The 22,732-nt window shown below is 59.3% G+C and carries 22 protein-coding genes and 1 pseudogene; 11 read left to right on the top strand and 12 right to left on the bottom strand.

The genetic code is table 11. From position 1 onward, the window contains the following. Nucleotides 1-24: 24 nt before the first annotated feature. Complete coding sequence (locus ACP7BO_RS14780; protein ID WP_060696008.1) at nt 25-300, bottom strand: polyhydroxyalkanoic acid system family protein; 276 nt, start codon at nt 298-300, stop codon at nt 25-27. Between the two features lie 110 nt (nt 301-410). Between ACP7BO_RS14780 and ubiE the strand changes: the two genes are divergently transcribed. The 11 genes and pseudogenes from ubiE (at nt 411) to ACP7BO_RS14725 (ending at nt 8,626) form a co-directional block, all read left to right on the top strand. Further along, a complete protein-coding gene (gene ubiE / locus ACP7BO_RS14775; RefSeq protein WP_003438744.1) occupies nt 411-1,181 on the top strand; it encodes a bifunctional demethylmenaquinone methyltransferase/2-methoxy-6-polyprenyl-1,4-benzoquinol methylase UbiE in 771 nt (256 codons plus the stop codon). Beyond that, nucleotides 1,181-1,804, top strand: a complete 624-nt coding sequence (locus ACP7BO_RS14770) for an SCP2 domain-containing protein (protein ID WP_397455138.1) — start codon at nt 1,181-1,183, stop codon at nt 1,802-1,804. Before ubiE ends, ACP7BO_RS14770 begins: the two co-directional genes overlap by 1 nt. Next, nucleotides 1,801-3,405 carry a ubiquinone biosynthesis regulatory protein kinase UbiB gene (gene ubiB, locus ACP7BO_RS14765; RefSeq protein WP_060696012.1) on the top strand — a complete coding sequence of 535 codons (1,605 nt, stop codon included), beginning with the start codon at nt 1,801-1,803 and terminating at the stop codon, nt 3,403-3,405. The genes ACP7BO_RS14770 and ubiB overlap by 4 nt, the downstream gene beginning before the upstream one ends. A gap of 89 nt (nt 3,406-3,494) precedes the next feature. After that, nucleotides 3,495-3,896 (top strand): phosphoribosyl-AMP cyclohydrolase, encoded by a 402-nt coding sequence (gene hisI, locus ACP7BO_RS14760; protein ID WP_397455139.1) that lies wholly within the window; start codon nt 3,495-3,497, stop codon nt 3,894-3,896. Next, complete coding sequence (locus ACP7BO_RS14755) at nt 3,889-4,221, top strand: phosphoribosyl-ATP diphosphatase (RefSeq protein WP_003438737.1); 333 nt, start codon at nt 3,889-3,891, stop codon at nt 4,219-4,221. Before hisI ends, ACP7BO_RS14755 begins: the two co-directional genes overlap by 8 nt. Before the next feature lie 23 nt (nt 4,222-4,244). Further along, complete coding sequence (locus tag ACP7BO_RS14750) at nt 4,245-4,523, top strand: twin-arginine translocase TatA/TatE family subunit (RefSeq protein WP_019825245.1); 279 nt, start codon at nt 4,245-4,247, stop codon at nt 4,521-4,523. Nucleotides 4,524-4,533: 10 nt separating this feature from the next. Then, complete coding sequence (gene tatB, locus ACP7BO_RS14745) at nt 4,534-4,947, top strand: Sec-independent protein translocase protein TatB (RefSeq protein ID WP_426211132.1); 414 nt, start codon at nt 4,534-4,536, stop codon at nt 4,945-4,947. A 4-nt stretch (nt 4,948-4,951) separates the two neighbouring features. After that, complete coding sequence (tatC, locus tag ACP7BO_RS14740; RefSeq protein WP_073509370.1) at nt 4,952-5,746, top strand: twin-arginine translocase subunit TatC; 795 nt, start codon at nt 4,952-4,954, stop codon at nt 5,744-5,746. Beyond that, nucleotides 5,743-6,453 (top strand): 16S rRNA (uracil(1498)-N(3))-methyltransferase, encoded by a 711-nt coding sequence (locus ACP7BO_RS14735; protein WP_397455141.1) that lies wholly within the window; start codon nt 5,743-5,745, stop codon nt 6,451-6,453. Before tatC ends, ACP7BO_RS14735 begins: the two co-directional genes overlap by 4 nt. 256 nt (nt 6,454-6,709) lie before the next feature. Next, nucleotides 6,710-7,771: pseudogene (locus tag ACP7BO_RS14730) on the top strand (methyl-accepting chemotaxis protein); the annotation flags it as partial. Next, entirely contained in the window at nt 7,763-8,626 is an 864-nt protein-coding gene (locus ACP7BO_RS14725; RefSeq protein ID WP_426211406.1) for a methyl-accepting chemotaxis protein, read from the top strand. The pseudogene ACP7BO_RS14730 and the gene ACP7BO_RS14725, both read left to right, overlap by 9 nt. A 99-nt stretch (nt 8,627-8,725) precedes the next feature. Here ACP7BO_RS14725 and ACP7BO_RS14720 read toward each other — a convergent pair whose 3' ends face one another. The 11 genes from ACP7BO_RS14720 to hutH form a co-directional block, all read right to left on the bottom strand. Beyond that, nucleotides 8,726-9,460, bottom strand: a complete 735-nt coding sequence (locus ACP7BO_RS14720; protein WP_060696992.1) for an amino acid ABC transporter ATP-binding protein — start codon at nt 9,458-9,460, stop codon at nt 8,726-8,728. Beyond that, nucleotides 9,453-10,412 (bottom strand): amino acid ABC transporter permease, encoded by a 960-nt coding sequence (locus tag ACP7BO_RS14715; protein WP_426211403.1) that lies wholly within the window; start codon nt 10,410-10,412, stop codon nt 9,453-9,455. Before ACP7BO_RS14715 ends, ACP7BO_RS14720 begins: the two co-directional genes overlap by 8 nt. Before the next feature lie 102 nt (nt 10,413-10,514). Continuing rightward, nucleotides 10,515-11,312: a transporter substrate-binding domain-containing protein gene (locus tag ACP7BO_RS14710; protein WP_003438717.1), complete on the bottom strand. Its 798-nt coding sequence runs from the start codon at nt 11,310-11,312 to the stop codon at nt 10,515-10,517. A 270-nt stretch (nt 11,313-11,582) separates the two neighbouring features. Continuing rightward, nucleotides 11,583-14,135, bottom strand: coding sequence for a glucans biosynthesis glucosyltransferase MdoH (mdoH, locus tag ACP7BO_RS14705; RefSeq protein ID WP_397455142.1), 2,553 nt, complete (start codon nt 14,133-14,135; stop codon nt 11,583-11,585). Next, nucleotides 14,128-15,813, bottom strand: coding sequence for a glucan biosynthesis protein G (locus ACP7BO_RS14700; RefSeq protein ID WP_426211129.1), 1,686 nt, complete (start codon nt 15,811-15,813; stop codon nt 14,128-14,130). Before ACP7BO_RS14700 ends, mdoH begins: the two co-directional genes overlap by 8 nt. Before the next feature lie 276 nt (nt 15,814-16,089). Then, the gene (dtd, locus tag ACP7BO_RS14695; protein ID WP_060696027.1) at nt 16,090-16,527 is read right to left on the bottom strand and encodes a D-aminoacyl-tRNA deacylase; all 438 of its coding nucleotides are present in this window, start codon (nt 16,525-16,527) and stop codon (nt 16,090-16,092) included. Next, a complete protein-coding gene (gene pip / locus ACP7BO_RS14690; protein ID WP_397455143.1) occupies nt 16,524-17,495 on the bottom strand; it encodes a prolyl aminopeptidase in 972 nt (323 codons plus the stop codon). The genes dtd and pip overlap by 4 nt, the downstream gene beginning before the upstream one ends. Nucleotides 17,496-17,635: 140 nt before the next feature. Continuing rightward, entirely contained in the window at nt 17,636-18,436 is an 801-nt protein-coding gene (gene hutG, locus ACP7BO_RS14685; RefSeq protein ID WP_397455144.1) for an N-formylglutamate deformylase, read from the bottom strand. A gap of 11 nt (nt 18,437-18,447) precedes the next feature. Continuing rightward, a complete protein-coding gene (hutI, locus tag ACP7BO_RS14680) occupies nt 18,448-19,653 on the bottom strand; it encodes an imidazolonepropionase (RefSeq protein WP_060696033.1) in 1,206 nt (401 codons plus the stop codon). 27 nt (nt 19,654-19,680) lie between these two features. Continuing rightward, nucleotides 19,681-21,081, bottom strand: coding sequence for an amino acid permease (locus tag ACP7BO_RS14675; protein WP_426211125.1), 1,401 nt, complete (start codon nt 21,079-21,081; stop codon nt 19,681-19,683). 74 nt (nt 21,082-21,155) lie between these two features. Next, on the bottom strand, nt 21,156-22,688 hold the full coding sequence (gene hutH, locus ACP7BO_RS14670) for a histidine ammonia-lyase (protein WP_125863068.1): 1,533 nt from the start codon (nt 22,686-22,688) through the stop codon (nt 21,156-21,158). Nucleotides 22,689-22,732 lie beyond the last annotated feature (44 nt).

The following is a 22,732-nucleotide window of genomic DNA, read 5'->3' as shown; positions in this document are numbered from 1 at the left end:
TCAGGGTTGGCCAGCGCTGCTATTTCATGACAAAGCCTTGTCCAGGGAACGCTCGATTTCCGATTGAATCATGCCGCTCATCGCAGACATCAACATACCCAGTTCAACATCGACCCTGATGGTTTTGTCGCTGATGGCCAGGGTGCCGTTCACTCCCGAACGCTTGAGCTTTACCGTGTCTCCCGACCAGTCGGGTGTCAGGCCATACTGCCCCGCCAGCTTGGCAACCAGGGGTTGAGCTTTTTCACGTGCTGCTTCCAGGCCCAGGGTATGGGTCCGTTCAACGCTGATACGAGCCATTGGTTCACTCCGAGTAAATAAGGCCGACACTATACTTACCTTCAGCCTCGCCAAGACAAAGCCGGCCACCGGGATTAGAATGTCCAGCATTCTCTTTTGGTGACAGCGATATGACTGATCAGCGCAAAGGCAGCGATGCCGAACCCACCACTCACTTCGGCTTCAAAAATGTTCCGGAAAGCCAGAAGGCGGAAAAAGTCGCCGAGGTTTTTCACTCTGTAGCCGCTAAATATGACTTGATGAACGACGTCCTCTCAGGCGGCATGCACCGTCTGTGGAAGCGTTTCACCATCGAACTGTCCGGCGTACGCCCGGGCAACAAGGTGCTGGACATCGCAGGCGGCACCGGTGACCTGGCCCGCAAGTTTTCCCATCTGGTCGGCCCTACCGGCCAGGTCGTGCTGGCTGATATCAACGCCTCCATGCTCAAGGTCGGCCGTGACCGCCTGCTGGACAAAGGTGTTGCCGGCAATATCGAGTTTGTTCAGGCCGACGCTGAAAAGCTGCCGTTCCCGGACAACCACTTCGATTGCGTAACCATCGCCTTCGGCCTGCGCAACGTGACCCACAAGGAAGACGCATTGCGCTCCATGCTGCGGGTACTCAAGCCGGGCGGACGCCTGTTGGTGCTGGAGTTCTCCAAACCGACCAACCCCTTGATGTCCAAGGTTTACGATGCTTATTCGTTCGCCTTCATGCCGATGGTTGGCAAGCTGATCCTCAATGACCCGGAGAGCTATCGCTACCTGGCCGAGTCGATCCGCATGCACCCGAACCAGGAGACACTGAAGTCGATGATGGTCGAGGCCGGGTTTGACCGGGTGACCTATCACAACATGACTTCAGGCATCGTCGCGCTGCACCGCGGCATCAAGCCCTGATGTTATTGCGCGGTCTTCTCGCCAGCGTCGAAAACGGCGTCAATCGTATTTTACGGTTGGACAGTACAGCCATGGCGCGCCTGCAGCCTTTGACCGGCAAAGTCATTGCCGTCGAATGCGCGGCTCCGCCATTGCAGCTGTTTATCCTGCCCAGCGATGAAGGCCTGCTGCTGGCTAGCCAATGGGCAGCCGATGCCGATTGCACCCTGCGTGCACCCGCATCCAGCTTGTTGCGCCTGGTTCTGAGCAAAGACAAAACCGCCGTGCTGCACAGCCCTGAAGTAGATCTTGAGGGCGACAGCCATGCATTGATGGCGCTCGCCCAGGTGCTGCAGGACCTGGAGCTGGACTGGGAGTACGAACTCTCGCGCTGGCTCGGGCCGGTCGCCACGGCACTGATTGGTGGTCACCTGCGCAGCCGCGCCAACTGGTATCAGCAAGGGTTCGCCAGCCTGAATCAGAATCTGGCCGAATACCTCAGCGAAGAAGCCCGCACCTTGGTCGGACAACGTGAAGCGCAAGCGCGTTTTGACGAACTCGACCAACTCAAACTCGACCTGGACCGCCTTGAGGCGCGCTTTGAGCGCCTTGGCCGATCCCTCAATTCCAGCGATAACGCATGAAGCTGCTTGCCATACGCCGTTTGTTTCGCATCCAGCGCGTCGTCATTCGCTACCGCCTTGATGACTTGCTGTTCGCCCTGCCCTTGCCGTGGTGGATGCTCTCGTTGCGCTATGCGCTGCCGTGGCGCTGGTTCCCGCGCAAGAAGCTGGAACTGAGCCGCGGCGCTGCACTGCGCTTGGCGCTGCAGGATCTGGGACCGATCTTTATCAAGTTCGGGCAAATCCTCTCGACCCGTCGCGACTTGCTGCCCGAAGACATCGCCGACGAACTGATGCTGTTGCAGGACCGCGTACCTCCGTTCGACCCCCAAGTGGCGGTCAAACTGATCGAAGAGCAACTCGGCGCCACAATCAGCGAAGTGTTCAGCCGTTTTGACATCGAGCCGCTGGCCTCGGCCTCGGTGGCCCAGGTTCACTCGGCCAAGCTCAAGACCGGCGAAGAAGTTGTGGTCAAGGTCGTACGCCCGGGCCTCAAGCCAATCATTGGTTCGGACCTGGCGTGGCTGTTCATTCTGGCCAGGGTTGCCGAACGCCTGAGCGCCGACGCCCGGTTGCTGCATCCGGTAGACGTGGTCAGTGACTACGAAAAGACCATTTATGACGAACTCGACCTGTTGCGTGAAGCGGCCAACGCCAGCCAGCTCAAACGTAACTTCGAAGGCTCGCCGATGCTCTACGTGCCGCAGATTTACTGGGACTGGTGCCGCCCCAAAGTCCTGGTGATGGAGCGCATCTACGGGGTTCAGGTCACAGACCTCAAAACCTTGGCCGACCAGCGCACCGACATGAAGATGCTGGCCGAACGCGGAGTCGAGATTTTCTTCACCCAGGTATTTCGTGACAGTTTCTTTCACGCCGACATGCACCCCGGCAACATTTTCGTCAGCACTGTCAGCCCGTGGAGCCCGCAATACATCGCCATCGACTGCGGCATCGTCGGCAGCCTGACCCCCGAGGACCAGGACTACCTGGCGCGCAACCTGTTTGCCTTCTTCAAGCGTGATTACCGCCGGGTGGCGCAGTTGCACATTGATTCGGGCTGGGTACCGGCACACACCAAACTCAACGAGTTTGAAGCCGCGATCCGTACCGTATGCGAGCCGATCTTTGAAAAACCGCTTAAAGAAATTTCCTTTGGCCAGGTGCTGATGCGCCTGTTCCAGACCGCCCGGCGCTTCAATATGGAAGTCCAGCCGCAGCTGGTGCTACTGCAAAAAACCCTGCTCAACATTGAAGGCCTGGGGCGTCAGCTGTACCCCGACCTCGACCTATGGAGCACCGCGCAGCCGTTCCTCGAGCGCTGGATGCGTGAACGCGTAAGCCCCAAAACCTTGCTGCGCAACCTGCACAGCCAGGTCGAGCAGATCCCGCATCTGGCCGGCATGACCCGGGACCTGCTGGAGCGCATGTCGCAACCCCATGCCAAAAACCAGCGCCTGGTGATCAGCGAACCACGGGACAGCTGGTTCCTGCGTCTGCTCGGTGCCGGGCATCTGGCCGCAGGTGCCCTGCTGGCCAGTGTCGGGCCGCTGCACACCCTAAGCTACTGGCCGGCCGGGATCTTGCTGGCCGTGGGCCTATATCTGATCGTGCGCCGATAATCTGCAGGAGCAAGCTCTCTCCTGCAGGAGTTCTAGCCACTATCTGGCGAGGCTGGCAAACTGTTAAATCGCTACGCGCGGAGTCGAACATGAACAACTGGCTGGACGAAATCAAATGGGACAGCGACGGCCTGGTGCCGGCGATTGCCCAGGACCATAAAACCGGGCGCGTCTTGATGATGGCCTGGATGAACCGCGAAGCCCTGAGCCTGACCGCCGCCGAGAACCGTGCCATTTACTGGTCACGTTCGCGTGGCAAATTGTGGCGCAAGGGTGAAGAATCAGGCCACGTGCAAAAACTGCACGAAATGCGCCTGGACTGTGATGCTGACGTCATCATCCTGATGGTTGAGCAAATCGGTGATATCGCCTGCCATACAGGCCGTCAGAGCTGCTTCTATCGCGTGTACGAAAACGCCGGTTGGAAGACCGTCGATCCGGTGCTTAAAGACCCGCACGCCATCTATCACGCAGGACACTCCCATGACTGACACATTGAGCCGCGTTGCCCGGGTACTCGAAGAGCGCAAAGGCGCCTCGCCGGACAGTTCGTATGTCGCCAGCCTGTACCACAAGGGTTTGAACAAGATTCTGGAGAAGGTCGGCGAAGAGTCGGTTGAAACCATCATCGCAGCCAAGGATGCGGCCATCAGCGGGGATTGCAGCGATGTGATCTACGAAACCGCCGATTTATGGTTCCACAGCATGATCATGCTTGCCCAGCTGGGTCAGCATCCTCAGGCCGTACTGGATGAGCTGGAGCGTCGCATCGGCACCTCCGGCCACGTGGAAAAAGCCTCGCGGCCATCCGCTTAAACTTATTTAGCAAGGAACTCATCATGGGTATTTTTGACTGGAAACACTGGATCGTCATTCTGGTAGTCGTGGTCCTGGTCTTCGGCACCAAAAAACTGAAAAACCTGGGTACTGACGTGGGCGAATCGATCAAGGGCTTTCGCAAAGCCATGAACGACGACGAGAAGCCTGCCGAGCCGGTAGTGCCGCCTGCACAGCCAACGGCCGCCCCGCAGCCACACACCACTTCGACCCTGAACGAGCCGCACACCATTGACGTGCAGGCGCAAAAAGTCGAAGAGCCGACCCGCAAAGACGTGTGAGCCAAAAATAATGTTCGGTATCAGCTTCAGTGAACTGCTGCTCGTTGGCCTGGTGGCCCTGTTGGTGCTCGGCCCCGAGCGCCTGCCGGGGGCAGCACGCACGGCGGGCCTGTGGATCGGCCGCTTGAAACGCAGCTTCAATGCGATCAAACAGGAAGTTGAGCGTGAAATCGGCGCCGACGAAATTCGTCGGCAATTGCACAACGAGCACATCCTGTCGATGGAAGAAGAAGCCAAGAAAATTCTGGCCCCGCTTCAACCGCCTGCACCTGCTGTGCCGACCGAGCCTCTGGCAACGCCTGAGCAACCGGTGCCTGCAGAGCCGCCGGGCCCTGCTCCGATCAACCTGAGCAAGACCGGGTCCGAGCCTGCGCCCCAACCGCCAGCGCCTCACGACTCAACCCTGCCACCGCGAGCCCCCTAAGCGCATGAGCGACAAGACTGAACACGACCAGCCGATGCCGCTGGTATCGCACCTGACCGAGCTGCGCACCCGCCTGCTGCGCTGCATCGCCGCGATTTTTCTGATCTTCATCGGGTTGTTTGCCTTCACCCAGCAGATCTACACCCTGGTTTCCACGCCGTTGCGTGAATACCTGCCGGTGGGTGCCACGATGATCGCCACCGACGTGGCATCGCCGTTCCTCACGCCGCTCAAGCTGACCATGATGGTGTCGCTGTTTATTGCGATTCCGGTGATCCTGCACCAGATCTGGGGCTTTATCGCACCCGGCCTGTACAAGCACGAAAAGCGCATTGCCGTACCGCTGCTGGTTTCCAGCATCTTCCTGTTCTACGCCGGCATGGCGTTCGCCTACTTCCTGGTGTTCCCGCTGGTGTTCAAGTTCTTTGCCGCCGCGACACCGGAAGGCGTCGCCATGATGACCGACATCAGCAGCTACCTTGATTTCGTCATGACCCTGTTTTTTGCCTTTGGCGTGGCCTTTGAAATCCCGGTGGCAGTGGTGCTGCTGGTATGGATCGGCATTGTCGACGTCAAATACCTGCGCAAGATCCGGCCGTACGTGATCATCGGCTGCTTCGTGGTGGGCATGATTCTGACGCCGCCGGACATCTTCTCCCAGACCCTGCTGGCAATCCCGATGTGGATGCTGTTTGAAATCGGCATTCTGTTTGGCAGCCTGGTCAGCAAAAACAAACGTGGCGATCACCCGGACGAGCAGCCTGGCAGCGACGCTCAGCCGCCAGCACCGCAAGCGTGAACCTGCTGCTCCTCGAAGAGGCTGATTTCATTGCCACCGACCGCGTGATCCTGCGCGACCGGCGTCTGACCCACATGCAGGAAGTTCACCGCGCCGCCGTAGGCGACAGCCTGCGGGTCGGGCGCATCGGCGGGTTGATGGGCAGCGCCGAACTGGTACGCCTTGAGGCCAAAGAAGCCGAACTGGTCATCCACAGCCTCGACCAGCCACCGCCCGAGAAACTTCCGCTGACCCTGTTACTGGCCTTGCCACGCCCGAAAATGCTGCGCCGGGTGCTGCAAACTGTCGCCTCGATGGGCGTGCCGAAAGTGGTATTGGTCAACAGTTACCGGGTCGAAAAGAGTTTTTGGCAGACGCCGTTCCTGGAACCTGAAGCGATTCGTGAACAGCTGATTCTGGGGCTCGAGCAGTCCCGCGATAGCGTGTTGCCTGAAATCGTCATCGAAAAACGCTTTAAACCGTTTGTCGAAGACCGCCTGCCACAGCTGGTCGAAGGCACACTGGGCCTGGTTGGCCACCCGGGTGATTACCCCGCTTGCCCGCGCGGCCTGAGTGAACCGGTTACCCTGGCCATCGGTCCGGAAGGCGGCTGGATCCCTTACGAAATCGACCTGCTGGCCAAAGCCGGCCTGCAACCGGTGCAACTCGGCGCCCGCATCCTGCGGGTCGAAACTGCCGTCACCGCCCTTCTCGCCCGGTTGTTCTGACACCGGCCACGTAGTCGCTGACGAGGCTGCGATGGACGACGCAGCAGGCCCCGGGGTTGAAGGCCCTGGCCCTTATCGCAGCCTCGTTCCTCGTCAGCGGCTACAGGGTTGTGCCATAGCACTTGCGACCTGCATCACACATTCAGTACCCGCCCTACAGTTCTGCTCCCGCGCGCCGATGCCCTGTTACCCATAAAGACCGCAAAGCGATGGTCTGCTTGGCGTCTTGCGATCTGCGCCGTAAAGGAGCCTCACCATGTACCGTCAACTGGCCCGACTGCTCGGCAACATCAGCGTTAACCGCAAACTGAGTCTCGGGTTTGGTCTGGTGCTGGTTTTAACAGTGCTGATTACCGCTACCGGTTGGAGGGGGCTGGTTTCGGTGATCGACCGCGGCGACAAGCTGGCCAACATCTCAAAGATCATCGGGTTGACCAAGGACCTGCGAATTGCGCGCCTGGACTATGAGCGGGACAAGGGTGAGAAAGGCAACGCAGAGGTAAATGAGCAACTGGCCGCACTGGACCAGGCGCTACAGCTTTCGCACAAGCAGCTCACCGATCAGGCGGAGCTGGCACTGGTCGAGCAACAACTCAGCGCAGTGGCTGAATACAAACGGGCGTTCGCCGATTCCGGCCTGGCCATTCAGGCTCGCGAAGCCAGCCGTGCACAGCTCGGCAGTACGGCTGACAGTGCCGTCGCCAGCGTTGCAGAGGTCGAAAAAGCTTTGCTGCAAGGCGACAACCTGGCGCAGTTCAACAGCGTGATCCAACTGGAAAAATTGCTGCAACAAGCCCGGTTCCAAGTGCGTGGCTACACCTATAGCGCCAACCCCGAAGCCGGGCAGCCTGCTCTGGACGCCATCGACAATGCACTCAAAGAGCTCGACAGCCTGCCCGCCAGACTCCCCGAAGAACACCTTTCCCGCATGCAGCAAGCCAAGCAGGCAATGCAAAACTATCGGACCGCCGTGACCGCCTATCGCGATGCTCAAGTCGACAACGCCCGGGCGCTGACGCGCATGCAGCTGCAGGGCAGCAACCTGATCGATCTGAGCCAGACACTTTCAGCGCTGCAAACTGCAAAACGCGACCAGGACAGCCAACAGGCCCAAATCCTGCTCTTCAGCTGTGCGTTGCTGGCGCTGGTACTGGGCATCATTGCTGCCTGGGTCATTACCCGACAGATCGTCATACCGCTTCAGCGCACGCTCAAAACCGTTGAGTCGATCGCCTCAGGCGACCTGAGCCATGACATTCAGACCGATCGCCGCGACGAACTGGGCCAGCTGCAGCAAGCGATCCAAAGGATGACCCGCAGCCTGCGCGAGCTGATTGGCGGAATCAGCGATGGCATAACCCAGATTGCCAGCGCCGCCGAACAACTCTCGGCCGTGACCGAACAAACCAGCGCCGGGGTCAACAGCCAGAAAGTCGAAACCGATCAAGTAGCTACCGCCATGCACGAAATGGCGGCAACCGTGCAGGAGGTGGCACGCAATGCCGAAGAGGCATCAGAAGCCGCCGTTGTCGCCGACCAGCAAGCCCGCGAGGGTGACAAAGTGGTCGGCGAGGCAATTGCCCAGATCGAGAAACTGGCGGTCGAAGTGGGGCAGTCCTCCGAGGCCATGGACCACCTCAAGCGTGAAAGCGACAAGATTGGCAGCGTGCTCGATGTCATCAAGTCTGTCGCCCAACAAACCAACCTGCTGGCGCTCAATGCCGCCATTGAGGCCGCCCGGGCCGGTGAAGCAGGACGCGGTTTTGCGGTGGTTGCCGACGAGGTGCGCAGCCTGGCGCAACGTACGCAAAAGTCCACAGAAGAGATTGAAGCGCTGATTGAAGGCCTGCAGAGCGGCACCCGGCAAGCCTCCAGCAGCATGGACAGCAGTCGCACCCTGACCCATAGCAGCGTTGAACTCACCCGCCGCGCAGGCGAAGCCCTGGGCAGTATTACGCGCACGGTCTCGACCATTCAGGGCATGAATCAACAGATCGCCGCGGCAGCCGAACAGCAAAGCGCCGTGGCTGAAGAGATTAATCGCAGCGTACTGAATGTGCGTGATGTGTCAGAGCAAACGGCGGCGGCCAGTGAAGAGACGGCAGCGTCCAGTACTGAGCTGGCCCGCCTGGGAACGCACCTTCAAACGCTGGTGGGGCGCTTCAAGGTATGAAGGACCTGTAGGAGCGAGCTGACTCGCGAGCTCTTTGCAGCGATCTAGAAAAAGCTCGCGAGCAAGCTCGCTCCTACAGGCAAGCTTGCTCCTGCAGGGTTACAGCACCTGGCGCAGAAACGCCTGGGCCCGCAGGTCTTTGGGCGAGTTGAAGAAGTCTTCCGGGGCGGAATCCTCCAACAGTTTGCCGTGATCAAAGAACAGCACGCGATTGGCCACTTCACGGGCAAAACCCATCTCATGGGTCACGCAGACCATGGTCATGCCTTCGCGGGCCAGGGTCTTCATCACGTCCAGTACTTCGCCGACCATTTCCGGGTCTAGCGCCGAAGTCGGTTCGTCGAACAGCATCACCTTGGGCTCCATCGCCAGCGCACGGGCAATCGCCACGCGCTGCTGCTGGCCGCCCGAGAGCCGCGACGGGTACTCATTGGCCTTCTGCCCGATTCCGACCTTCTCCAGCAACGCACGGGCCTTGGCTTCACGCTCGGCCTTGCCGCGCTTGCGCACGACCTTCTGCGCCAGGCACAGGTTTTCGAGCACGGTCATGTGCGGGAACAGGTTGAAATGCTGGAACACCATGCCGACTTCACGCCGATAAGCGTTGACGTCAGTTTTCGGGTTGGCCAGGTCCAGGCCGTCGATGCTGACCGAACCTGAGTCGAATTCTTCCAGCCCGTTAAGGCAGCGCAGAAAGGTTGATTTACCCGAACCCGAAGGCCCGATCACCACCAGCACTTCGCCTTTGGCGACTGTGGTGCTGACATTGTCTACCGCGCGGACGATCTGCCCGCGGGTATCGAAGACTTTTACCAGTTCGCGAACTTCAATCACTTTGCGCAAGCCTCCGCTCAAGCCGGCTGGCCAAATGCGACAGCGGCAGGTTGATCAACAGGTACAGGCCCGCCACGCAGAACAGGATTTCGAACGGCGAAAACGAAGTGGTGATGACTTCACGGCCGCTTTTAAGCAGCTCGGTAATCGCAATCACCGACACCAGTGAGGTGTCTTTTACCAGACTGATAAATTGCCCGGCCAACGGCGGCAGTACGCGCTTGAAGGCCTGCGGCAGTACCACGTGGCGCATCGACTGGCTGGCATTGAGGCCCAGCGAGCGCGCCGCCTCGTCTTGCCCGCGGGCGATAGACTGCACGCCCGAGCGTATGATTTCGGCCACATACGCACCGGTAAACAGCGACAGCGCGGCAATACCGGCAAATTCGCGGGACAGGTTGAGCACGGTGCCAATAAAGAAGTAGAAGATAAAAATCTGTACCAGCAGCGGTGTGCCACGCACCAGTTCGACGTACAGGGTCGAAAGATCGCGCAGGGTCGGGTTTTTCGACAACCGGCACAGCCCTGTGGCCAGACCGATCAGCAAGCCCAACACACCCGATACCAGCGACAGCCAGACGGTGGTCCACAAGCCCCAAAGCAGCGGCCCAGCGGCCCAATGACGATTGACGCCCACCACATCGCCTTCGGCCACATCGTCGCCTTCGGCCAGTTGCAGGCTGTTGTCGGCAACCGTCAGACGCTGTTCGGCGCCATCATCACCTTTCAATACAACTTCGGTAGTGTCGCCCTTACGCACCAGCTCAATCACGGTCGAAGTTTCTGCTGCCCGCTGGGCTTCTTCAGCCTGGTAGGCGAAGTACTGCGGGACACGATTCCAGCGCCATTCGTAGGACATCAGCGAGGTGGCGTAGTACAGACCGCCCGCCAGACCGATGAGCACCAGCACGGTCAATACGTGCCAGGGCCACTGGGGTTTTTTCTGTTTGATCACTTTCAGGTTCCACGTTTTGTGTCGCTAGGGAGGCCGTCAATCGCGAGCAAGCTCGCTCCTACAGGAGATAACGCCAAGGCTCGCGATTGAAAAACAGCCTTATTCCATGTCCTTGAGCCAGGCAGTGTCTTTGAACCACTTGTCATGGATGCGATCGTAGGTGCCGTCTTCGTGGATCTGGTGCAGGAAGTTGTTGATGTAGTTGATGCTGTCGTAGTCGCCTTTCTTCAGACCAAAGGCCAGCGGCTCGTAGGTGAATGGCTTGTCGAGGAACACCAGCTTGCCGTTACCGAACTTGTTGACTGCCACAACGTTGTACGGCGCGTCGTAGATAAACGCATCAGCCTTGCCGTTAACCACGTCCAGTACCGCTTCCGGTTCGTTGTCGTAACCGTGGTACTGGGCTTTGGACATCAGTTTGCGGGCGACGATTTCACCCGTGGTGCCGATCTTCGAAGTCAGGCGGTATTGCGGGTCGTTCAGGTCTTTGTAGGATTTGACCTTGTCTTCCAGCTCCTTGCGAATTAGCAGGGTCTGGCCCACAACAATGAAGGGTTCGCTGAAATTGAGGCGCAGGTTGCGCTCCTGGGTCAGGGTCATGCCGCTGCCGATCATGTCGAACTTGTTGGTCATCAGGGCCGGGATGATGCCGTCATAGCCGGTGGACACCAGTTCCAGTTTGACGCCCATGGACTTGGCCATGGCTTTGAGCAGATCGACTTCGAAGCCAATGATCTGACCCCGTTTGTTGGTCATTTCGAATGGCATGTAGGTCGGGTCCATGCCCACTTTCAACGTACCGCGCTTGACCGCGTCCTCGATTGCGCCTGCATGAGCGGCGCTCACCGCCAGCAGTGCAGTGACACCACACAGCAGTTTTGACAGAAACTTCTTCATCATCAACTCCCCCTCGACCTGCTTATAAAGGTGTTGGCCAACGGCCGGCCCGATTCAAAAAGCCAATAAAGCCGGGCACTCACCCATTCGGAGACGGATGCTAACTCACAGAGGGGTTATGAGACGAGTTTTGAGATAGAAAAGCGTGACAGGCGGGGGGGTGCTGGCAGGGAGTGATCTGTGGGGGGGGCCGGCTTGCCGGCGATACGGCCCGGGCTATTGCGGGCAAGCCCGCTCCTGCAAAAGCAGGAGCAGGCTGCTCACGTCAGATCAAGCAGCAGGTTGTAATGGCAACAATGGTGCGTGAGGGTCAGCTGCGACCGACTCACGCCAGGCGTTCAACCAGTCTTCGTGACCTTCGCTCCACACCAGCTCATGCAGGCGCGCCAGTGCAACAGGGTCGCTCAACAACGCCATACGCTCATTGTTGTTCAGACCCTGAGGTCCGACCTTGATTGCATGGCGCACGCGTTCGGCCCGCAACCATTCAATCGGTTCGGCCTCACGGTGACGCGAAGTTGCCAGGCCACAAGCCAGGGCATTCTGCTGCGGATCAACCACGGCCCGGACAAAGCCGTCATGCAGCGCGCGGTAGCGGTTCTCATGGGTGTACTCGGCAGTAGCCGACAACTCACGTGGCGGTGCGTATTCCTCAGGAATCAGGAACAGGCTTTCGTCACGGGACTTGAGGCCCAGCTTGACCCGGCTGGAAATCACCGACACCGGAATCGACAGCATCAGCGAACCGACAATCGGCACCAGCCACCACAGGAAGCTTGGGTTCAACCACAGCACCAACGCAGCCCAGGCCGCACCCAGAAGGGTTTGCGGGCCATGCCGGCGTACGGCTTCGCTCCATGGCGTGGAGTCGTCGTCGCGTTGTGGCGAGTTCCAGGTCGCCGCCCAGCCAAGGAATGCAGCCAGTACAAAGCGGGTGTGGAAGATCATGCGCACCGGTGCCAGCAGCATCGAGAACAGCATTTCCAGCAACATCGACAACGTGACTTTGAACTTGCCACCGAACTCTTTGGCGCCCTTGGCCCAGATCAGAATGATGCTGAGCAATTTAGGCAGGAACAGCAGCACGATAGTGGTCGAAAACAGCGCCACGGCCTTGTCCGGGTGCCATTGTGGCCACAGCGGGTACAGCTGGCGCGGTTCCATGAAGTACTGCGGTTCCATCAGCGTGTTGACCGCCAGCAGGGCCGTCGACAGCAGCAGGAAGAAGAACCACAACGGCGCCGACAGGTACGACATCACGCCCGTCAGGAACACCGCACGGTGAACCGGGTGCATGCCCTTGACCAGGAACAGACGGAAGTTCATCAAGTTGCCGTGACACCAGCGACGGTCACGCTTGAGTTCGTCCAGCAGGTTTGGCGGCAGTTCTTCATAGCTGCCCGGCAAGTCGTAGGCAATCCATACACCCCAACCGGCACGACGCATCAATGCGGCTTCAACGAAGTCGTGGGACAGGATCGCCCCCGCAAAAGCCCCTTTACCCGGCAACGGCGCCAGGGCGCAGTGTTCGATAAAAGGTTGCATGCGGATGATCGCGTTGTGGCCCCAGTAGTGGGATTCACCCAGCTGCCAGAAGTGCAAACCGGCTGTGAACAGCGGCCCGTATACCCGCGTCGCAAATTGCTGCATCCGCGCATACAGAGTGTCCATGCCCGACGCCCGTGGCGCGGTCTGGATAATGCCGGCGTCTGGCGTGGCTTCCATCAAGCGCACCAGACTGGTAAGGCATTCGCCGCTCATGACGCTGTCTGCGTCGAGCACCACCATGTACTTGTAATCACCGCCCCAGCGACGACAGAAGTCGTCCAGGTTGCCGCTCTTACGTTTCACACGACGACGACGACGGCGATAGAAAATCCGCCCGAAGCCTTCTGTTTCGCGGCACACATCCAGCCAGGCCTGTTGCTCGGCGACGCAGATGTCAGGGTCGTTGCTGTCGCTCAGAACAAAGAAGTCGAAGCGATCCAGATCACCCGTGGCCGCGACCGATTCGTAGGTAGCCCGCAAGCCCGCAAACACGCGGGTTACGTCTTCGTTACAAATAGGCATGACCAACGCTGTGCGTGCCTGCTCAGGGATCGGCTCATTGCCGGCACTTTTGCCGGAAATGCGGTATTTGTCATGCCCTGTCAGCAGTTCCAGAAAACCCATCAGGGCCGTCCAGAAACCTGCCGACACCCAGCAGAACAGAATCCCGAACAAGATCAGGATGCTGGTCTGCAAGGCATAGGGCAGTACTTGCTGCGCCGTCTGCATCAACGGCTGGTGCAGCACTTCTTCGAGGTCGACGAAGGCCCAGCCCTGATACGGCATGATGCCTTTCATGTACCAGCCGGCGACGATGGTTTGACCCAGCATCAGGACCAACAGGATGTAACGGCGGATCGAACCCACCGTACGCCAGCGGGCCTTGGGCAGCACGCGCTCGTCGATTTGTTGCTTGGGCGGGTTGCTGCGCCCGGTCAAACGGCGCCAGCCACGAACCAGGATATTGGTCCGCCACGGTTCGGGTACCACTTTGGTACGGCGAATCGGCGGCGTTGCCTTGAGCATCACCCGGCCGCTGGCGTCGAGGGCGAGCATTTCTGCTTCCTCGAGTTCAGCTGCCGAACTGAGGTTCAGACGCGTGCCCACCGAAGCCTGAGCGGCCTCGGCGGCATCGATGTCGGTCTGTGCCGACAAACGCGCGTGCAACTCGGCGAACGAGGTGCAGCTCGCCAGTTCGGCGCGCTGCTCATCGTTCAGTGGCAAATGCGCCAGATACTCGCCGAGCGAGTCTGGCCGGGCTTGAGCATTACTCATCGGCGGGCAACTGGTAGCTCCAGGTCTCAGTCAAAACTTTCTCAGTCTTGACCGGTTCCGGCGTGGCCGGGGCAGCTTCGGCCGCAGGCGCTTTGGCGTCCTTGGCGTTGTGCTCTTGCTTGTCCTTGGCCTTGGCCGCAGCTTTTTCAGCTTTGGTAACAGGGGCTGCAGGTTTGGCCGCCGGCGTTTCTACATCCTGGACCAGTGCCGCACGCATTTCCGTGGCCTTGCTCGGATCTTTGATTTTCATCCGCAGGGTCAGGCGCCAGCCTTTGGTCTCAGGGTTGTAGCGCACGCTGTTTTCAACCAGATCGGCATTGTCGCCAACACTGACCTGGCTACGCACGGGTGCATTTTCAGGCAGTTTTTCAAGCGACGGGCCTTCGAAGTCGACCAGGTACGCCACGCTGCCGTCTGGCTGACGGATCAGGTTGGACTGCTTGACGTCGCCAGTCGAACGCAAGGTCTGTTTGACCCACGCGCTGTCAGTCGGGTGCAAGGCAGCTTCATCCAGGGTCCAGTGCATGCGGTAAGCGAAATCAAACGGTTTAAGCGGCTCAGGCTGTTTTTCCGGGCTCCAGAACGCAACGATATTGTCGTTGGTTTCGTCAGCAGTCGGAATTTCCACCAGGTTTACAGTGCCCTTGCCCCAATCGCCTTTTGGTTCGATCCAGGCGCTTGGGCGCTTGTCGTAGCGGTCGTCGAGGTCTTCATAGTGGCTGAAGTCGCGGCCACGTTGCAGCAAGCCAAAGCCCAGCGGGTTTTCGACCGAGAAGTTGCTGACCGAAAGATGTTTCGGGTTGTTCAGCGGACGCCAGATCCACTCGCCATTGCCGGCATGGATCGCCAGGCCCGACGAGTCGTGCAGTTCGCGACGGTAGTTGAGGACTTTGGACGGCTGATTGGCGCCGAACAGGTACATGCTGGTCAGCGGAGCGATGCCCAGCTTGCCCACTTTGTCACGCAGGAACATTTGCGCCTGGACGTCGACCACAGTGTCCATGCTTGGACGCAGGGTAAAGCGGTAAGCACCGGTCGCACGTGGCGAATCGAGCAAGGCGAAAATCACCAGATGCTTGTCATTGGGCTTGGGCTTTTCAATCCAGAACTCGGTGAAGCGCGGGAACTCTTCGCCCGATGGCAATGCCGTGTCGATTGCCATGCCACGAGCCGAAAGACCGTAGATCTGCCCTTTGCCCACTACGCGAAAGTAGCTCGCGCCGAGCATGGTCATGATTTCGTCCTGCTTATCCGCCTTGTTGATCGGATACAGCACGCGGAAACCGGCCCAGCCGAGATTTTCGGTGGCCTTGGGGTCGAACTTGACGTCACCGAAGGTGAAACGGCTCGGGTCGTACTTGATCTCTTCGACCTTGGTGGCAGTCACTTCATTGATTTTCACCGGCGTGTCGAAATGCATGCCCTGGTGATAGAAGGACAGTTTGAAAGGGGTTTTATCCCCTGCCCACTGGGCTTTATCGCGGTTGAACTGAATCTTTTGATAATCCGCGAACTTCATGTCGCGGAATTCGTTCGGCAGATTACTGCGTGGCGCTTGGTATTTCTGTTCAGCCAGGGTCTTCGCCTCAGCCGCCACGTCATCCAGACTAAATGCCCACAGTTGACCCGCACCGAACAAGCAAAAGAGCGCAGAGCCCGTCACCAGTGCGTTGCGCAACCGCTTGGCAGACCTTTTTGGTGCATTAATTGGACTAACAATCACGAGCAAACCTCGCCGAAAACAGATGATGAAACCAACGGCCAGCGATCTTTATGCCAGGTTGGCGAGCACTCTTCCGACAGCCAAAGGGATGAATGATTCCCCAAGACAGTAGGACAAGACTCTATGTAGCGCAGGATTATCTAGTAGGCCGCGTTACAACGCATCTAGTCTCAGCAAGTATTTCTCGCTAAAACCCCCTGTTTTCGGACGAAAATGCGATTTTTTGTGCTTTTAGGTACTTAACAAAAATGTAACCGGGCCGTCGTTGACTAAATGCACCTGCATATCGGCTCCAAAGCGACCCGATTCGACGGTCGGATGCAGGCGTGCGGCTTCGCTCAGCAGGTGATTGAACAGCGCCTCAGCCAGTGCAGGGGGCGCTGCCGTGGAGAAACTCGGGCGCAGGCCGCTTTTGGTATCGGCGGCGAGGGTGAACTGTGAAACCAGCAGCAAACCGCCGTTGATGTCGGCCAGCGACAGGTTCATCTTGCCTTCCTCATCGCTGAAAACCCGATAATTAAGCAATTTGTGCAGCAGCTTGGCGGCATTCGCCTCGGTGTCACCCGGCTCGACAGCAACCAGCACCAGCAAGCCCTGATCAATTGAACCGACAATCTCCCCGCCGACCTCTACCCGTGCGCCACTGACGCGTTGTAACAGCCCCTTCATGCTTCGTCGGGCTGCAAACGCAGCAGACGGCGGGCCATTTGCTCAGTGGCACGCACCAGCGCATCGGTAATACCGGGCTCAGACGCCACGTGCCCGGCATCGCGAATCACTTGCAGCTCGCTGTCGGGCCAGTTCTGATGCAGCTCCCAGGCATTGTCCAGCGGGCAAATCATGTCGTAACGACCGTGCACGATCACACCCGGCAAGTGGGCAATTTTGTGCATGTCGCGGATCAGTTGGTTGGACTCCAGAAACGCGCTGTTCATGAAGTAATGACACTCGATCCGGGCAATCGACAAGGCCCGATGGGGGTCACAGAAGCGGTCGACCACTTGCGGGTTTGGCCGCAAGGTGGCAGCACGCCCTTCCCAGGCTGCCCACGCCTTGGCGGCGTGCATCTGGGCAATCTGGTCGTTGCCGGTGAGACGCTGATGAAAAGCGCCCAACAGATCATGACGCTCTTCCTCTGGAATGGGCGCCACATAATCTTGCCAGTAATCCGGAAAGATCCGGCTTGCCCCCGACTGGTAGAACCATTCGATTTCTTGTGGCCGGGCCAGAAAGATCCCGCGCAGGATAAGGCCGTGCACCCGGTCCGGATGGCTTTGCGCATAGGCCAGCGACAGCGTCGAGCCCCACGAGCCGCCAAACAGCACCCATTTGTCGATGCCCAGGAACAGACGAATCCGCTCCATGTCGGCCACCAGATCCCAGGTAGTGTTGTTATCCAGGCTCGCGTGGGGAGTCGAACGCCCGCAACCGCGCTGATCGAACGTGATGATGCGGTACAGATTGGGATCGAAATAGCAGCGGCTGTTGGCGTCGCAACCAGATCCCGGCCCCCCGTGGACAAACACCACCGGCAAGCCGTCCGGGGAGCCACTTTCATCAATGTAGAGCACGTGTGGCTCTTCCACTGCCAGTTCATGCCGGGCGTAGGGTTTGATCTGCGGGAACAAGGTTTGCATTACGCACTCCATGTGAGGCTGAAAAATGTTGCCGTCTGGCATCATAAACCCGATTGATGGAATGAGCATTCCCCCATAACGCTGCTTGCTCGCGAGCTTTTCCATTCGCTGGCAAACAGCTCGCTCCTACAGGGTTCAGGTTATGCGTAGCGCTGTTGGCCCCACTCGATGATCCGCGTCAGCAATTGCCTGAGCACCACTTGAGTCGGTGCGGCCAGATCCTGTCGATACTTGAACGGCTCGAACTCTTCCATATAGGTGCACTGCGCCAGCTCCAGCTGCACCGCATGAATGTTGTCCACAGGGCTGCCGTAATGGCGGGTGATATGTCCGCCCTTGAAACGCCCGTTCAGCACGTGGCTGTAGGCCGGGTGCTCAGCGCAAATCGCCTCCAGATCACGGGCCAGGGCCGGGTCGCAACTGGCGCCATTGAAGGTCCCCAGATTGAAGTCCGGCAGGCGGCCGTCAAACAGATGCGGCACCTGTGAGCGGATGGAGTGCGCGTCGAACAACAGCGCGTAGCCAAACTCATCCTTGAGGCGTTTGAGCTCCTGCTGCAAGGTCTGGTGGTAAGGCTTCCAGATCTGCTCCAGATACGTCGCCCGCTCTGCCGCCGACGGCACCTGCCCCTCGCGAAACAACGGTACGCCGTCGAACAGCGTGGCCGGGAACAGGCCGGTGGTTGCCCCCACATACATCGGCGCATCGTCTTCGGGGCGATTGAGGTCGATCACAAAGCGCGAATACTCGGCCGCCAGGGTGCTGGCCCCCAGCGCTTGAGCAAAATCGTAAAGCTGCGGGATATGCCAGTCGGTGTCCGGCAGGCTTTGCGCCTCGGGAATCAGACCAGCTTTGACTGCCGGGGTCAGCTTCAAGCCCGCGTGGGGCATGCTGATCAGCAATGGCACGCGACCCTGTTTGAATGTCAGAACCTTATCCACAAGCGTTTCTCCTAAAGCTCGACGTCGACGCCATTGCGCACGACGCGTTTATCCAGATCACCGCCCAGCCAATAGGCCAGGTCTGCCGGGCGATCGATATTCCAGGCCACAAAGTCGGCCACTTTGCCCGGTTCCAGCGAACCGTGGGTTTCGCCCATGCCCAATGCCGTGGCTGCGTGCTGCGTCACGCCGGCCAGGGCTTCTTCAGGCGTCATGCGGAACAAGGTACAGGCCATGTTCAGCATCAGGCGCAGCGACAAGCCTGGCGACGTGCCGGGGTTGAGGTCACTGGCGATAGCGATTTTCACCCCGTGCTTGCGCAAGGCATCCATGGGCGGCAGTTGCGTTTCACGCAGGAAGTAAAACGCGCCCGGCAATAGCACCGCAACGGTGCCGGCTTTTGCCATGGCAATGGCGTCTTCTTCAGTCATGAACTCCAGATGATCCGCCGACAGCGCCTGATAGCGCGCCGCCAGGCTGGAACCGTGCAAGGACGACAGTTGCTCGGCGTGCAGTTTTACCGGCAACTCCAGCGCCTGGGCCACTTTGAACACCCGTTCGACCTGCGCGGGCGAAAACGCCAGGTATTCGCAGAACGCATCTACCGCATCCACCAGCCCTTCAGCCGCCAGCGCGGGGAGCATTTCACTGCAGATATGCTCGATGTAGTCGTCAGCACGGTCCTTGTATTCCGGTGGCAAGGCGTGGGCGGCCAGACAGGTGCTGCGCACCGTTACCGGCAACTCCTGGCCAAGACGACGAATCACCCGCAGGATTTTGCGCTCACTCTCAAGGCTCAGTCCGTAACCGGACTTGATCTCGACGCTGGTCACACCATCGCGCAGCAAACAGATCAAGCGCTCACGGGCACTGGCGAACAATTCGTCTTCGCTGGCAGCACGGGTCGCACGCACGGTGCTGGCAATACCACCACCGGCTGCGGCGATTTCTGCATAGCTAACGCCTTGCAGGCGCTGCTCGAACTCGCCGCTGCGGTTACCGCCAAATACCGTATGCGTATGGCAATCGATGAGCCCCGGGGTGACCCACGCGCCTTCCAGTTCGCGGGTCCGACCGTACTCGCCCGCTGGCAATTGCAGACGCGGGCCTATCCACTCAATGAACTCGTCACGGGTCACAATGGCCGCATCCTCGATGATCGAGTACGTACCGTTGGCCATGGTCGCGACATTGCAGTGCTGCCACAGGGTTTTCATTCAGTCACTCCGTCAATGATCAGAAACTCAGGAAAGCTCGGGAGCCACTTCAATCGAACGGCCGGCAGCCGGTTTTACCCACAGCAGGTAAGCCACCACCAACAGCACAATCCAGACCGCACCGACCACCAACGCCGCCCGGGTTTCAGGGAAATAGCCCAGCACGCCAAAGATAAACACCATGAACACGATGGCCGCGATGGGTGCATACGGCCAGAACGGCACCGGGAACTTGAGCTCGGCCACTTGTTCACGGGTCATGGAGCGGCGCATGGCTACCTGGGTCACCAGAATCATCAACCATACCCACACGGTGGCGAAGGTCGCAATCGAGGCGATGACCAGGAAGATGTTTTCCGGGATCAGGTAGTTAAGCAGCACCCCGCCCAAAAGTGTGGCGCCCATGACCAAAACGGTCATCCACGGCACACCGTGACGGGAGATTTTGGCGAAGCCCTTGGGCGCCTGCCCCTGCTGGGCCAGACCGAACATCATGCGGCCCGCGCCGAAGATGTCGCTGTTGATTGCCGACACGGCCGCCGAAATCACCACAATGTTGAGGATGGTAGCCGCCGAGCTGATGCCCAGACTGTCAAAAATCTGCACAAACGGGCTGCCCTGGCTGCCAATCTGGGTCCAAGGGTAAATGGCCATCAGCACAAACAGGGTCAGCACGTAGAACAGCAAAATCCGCAACGGGACTGCGTTGATTGCCTTGGGAATGACGCGCTGCGGGTCTTTGGCTTCGCCGGCAGTGATGCCGATGATTTCAATGCCGCCAAACGCAAACATCACCACTGCAAACGAAGCAATCAAACCGCCGATACCATTGGGCATAAAGCCGCCATAGGCCCAGAGATTGCTGATTCCGGTGGCAGCTGCGTCCGTGCTGGAAGTACCGATGCCAAACAGCATGATGCCGAAGCCGGCCAGAATCATCGCCACAATGGCGGCGACTTTGAGCAGCGACAGCCAGAACTCCATTTCACCGAAGACTTTAACGCTGCACAGGTTCAGCCCGCCGATCAGCAGCACGATGCCCAGCACCCAGATCCAGCGCGCCACTTCGGGGAACCAGAAGCCCATGTAAATACCGAACGCAGTGATATCGGCCAGACACACGATGATCATCTCGAAGGCATAGGTCCAGCCGAGGATAAAGCCGGACATCGGCCCCAGGTAGGTGCTGGCGTAATGACCGAACGAGCCGGAGACCGGGTCGCGCACAGCCATTTCGCCCAGTGCGCGCATCACCATAAAGACCGCCGCGCCGCCAATCAGATACGCCAGCAGCACAGCAGGTCCAGCCATTTGGATGGCAGCGGCTGAACCATAAAAAAGACCCGTCCCGATCGCTGAACCCAGCGCCATAAAACGGATGTGACGAGCCGATAGCCCGCGCTTCAAACCTTGAGTTTGACTTTGCATTTCGCGTCCCTAGTTATTTTTGTCGGCGAAAACAGATACGCAGAACGCTCCAGGAGCGTTCTGCGATTTTGGGGTTACAGGCTCGGAAGAACGTTGGCAGGCACCAACGCATTCAGACAACGGGATGCCAGCAGGTGCATGGCGGCTTCGATGTCCGGAGCGAAGAAGCGGTCCTTCTCGTAGAACGCAACTTTGCTGCGCAGGGTGGTACGGGCAATTTCAAGCTTGACCGAGGTTTTCAGGCCATCGCGCAGATCGAGCCCCTGGCACGCAGCCAGCCACTCGACCGCCAGCACGCCACGGGTGTTCTCGGCCATTTCCCACAGACGCTTGCCTGCAGCCGGGGCCATCGAGACGTGGTCTTCCTGGTTGGCCGAGGTCGGAATGCTGTCGACGCTATGGGGATGGGCCAGCGCCTTGTTCTCGCTGGCCAGGGCTGCCGCCGTCACCTGAGCGATCATGAAGCCGGAGTTGACGCCGCCATTGGCCACCAGGAACGGCGGCAGTTGTGACATGTGCTTGTCCATCATCAACGAGATGCGGCGCTCGCTCAGCGAACCGATTTCAGCAATGGCCAAGGCCATGTTATCGGCCGCCATCGCAACCGGCTCGGCGTGGAAGTTGCCGCCCGAGATCACATCGCCCTGCTCGGCAAACACCAGCGGGTTGTCCGACACGGCGTTGGCTTCAATGGCCAGCACTTCGGCGGCCTGGCGGAACTGGGTCAGGCAGGCGCCCATCACTTGCGGCTGGCAGCGCAGGGAGTACGGGTCTTGCACCTTGTCGCAGTTTTTGTGCGACTCGGAGACTTCGCTACGGGTGCCCAGCAGGTCACGGTAGATCGCAGCGGCGTCGATTTGCCCGCGCTGACCACGTGCCGCATGAATGCGAGGGTCGAATGGCGAGCGCGAACCCAGCACCGCTTCCACCGTCAGGCCGCCGCAGGCCATGGCGGCCGCGAACAGGTCTTCACCTTCAAACAGGCCGCGCAGCGCGTAGGCAGTCGATACCTGAGTGCCGTTGAGCAAGGCCAGGCCTTCCTTGGCGGCCAGGGTCAGCGGCTCAAGACCGGCCTGCTTCAAGGCGGCAACGGCGTCCAGCCATTGACCTTTGTAGCGCGCCTTGCCTTCGCCCAGCAGCACCAGGGACATATGGGCCAAAGGCGCCAGATCACCCGATGCGCCGACCGAACCTTTAAGCGGGATATGCGGATAGACCTGGGCATTGATCAAAGCGATCAAGGCATCGATCACTGTGCGGCGGATCCCGGAAAAACCACGGCTCAGGCTGTTGACCTTGAGCACCATGATCAGGCGCACCATGTCGTCGCTCAACGGCTCGCCGATACCGGCCGCATGGGACAGCACCAGCGAACGCTGGAGGTTTTCCAGGTCTTCGCTGGCAATTTTTGTCGAAGCCAACAAACCAAAACCGGTATTGATGCCGTAGGTGGTGCGGTTCTCGGCAAGGATCTGCTCGACGCAGGCCACGCTGGCATCAATCTGCGCCGAAGCGCTTTCGTCCAGACTGAGGGTTACCGGCTGCTGGTAGATTTCACGCAGTTGGGCAAGGCTCAGTTGGCCGGGGATCAGGTTTAAACGGTTCACATTAATGCTCCTTTGAAATTCTTGTTGGCTGCCATTCACTGTGG

This window comes from Pseudomonas sp. TWR2-1-1, assembly GCF_049897045.1.
In the GTDB taxonomy this organism is placed as follows: Bacteria; Pseudomonadota; Gammaproteobacteria; order Pseudomonadales; family Pseudomonadaceae; genus Aquipseudomonas; species Aquipseudomonas versuta.
This window is presented reverse-complemented; position numbering and strand designations above follow the sequence as displayed.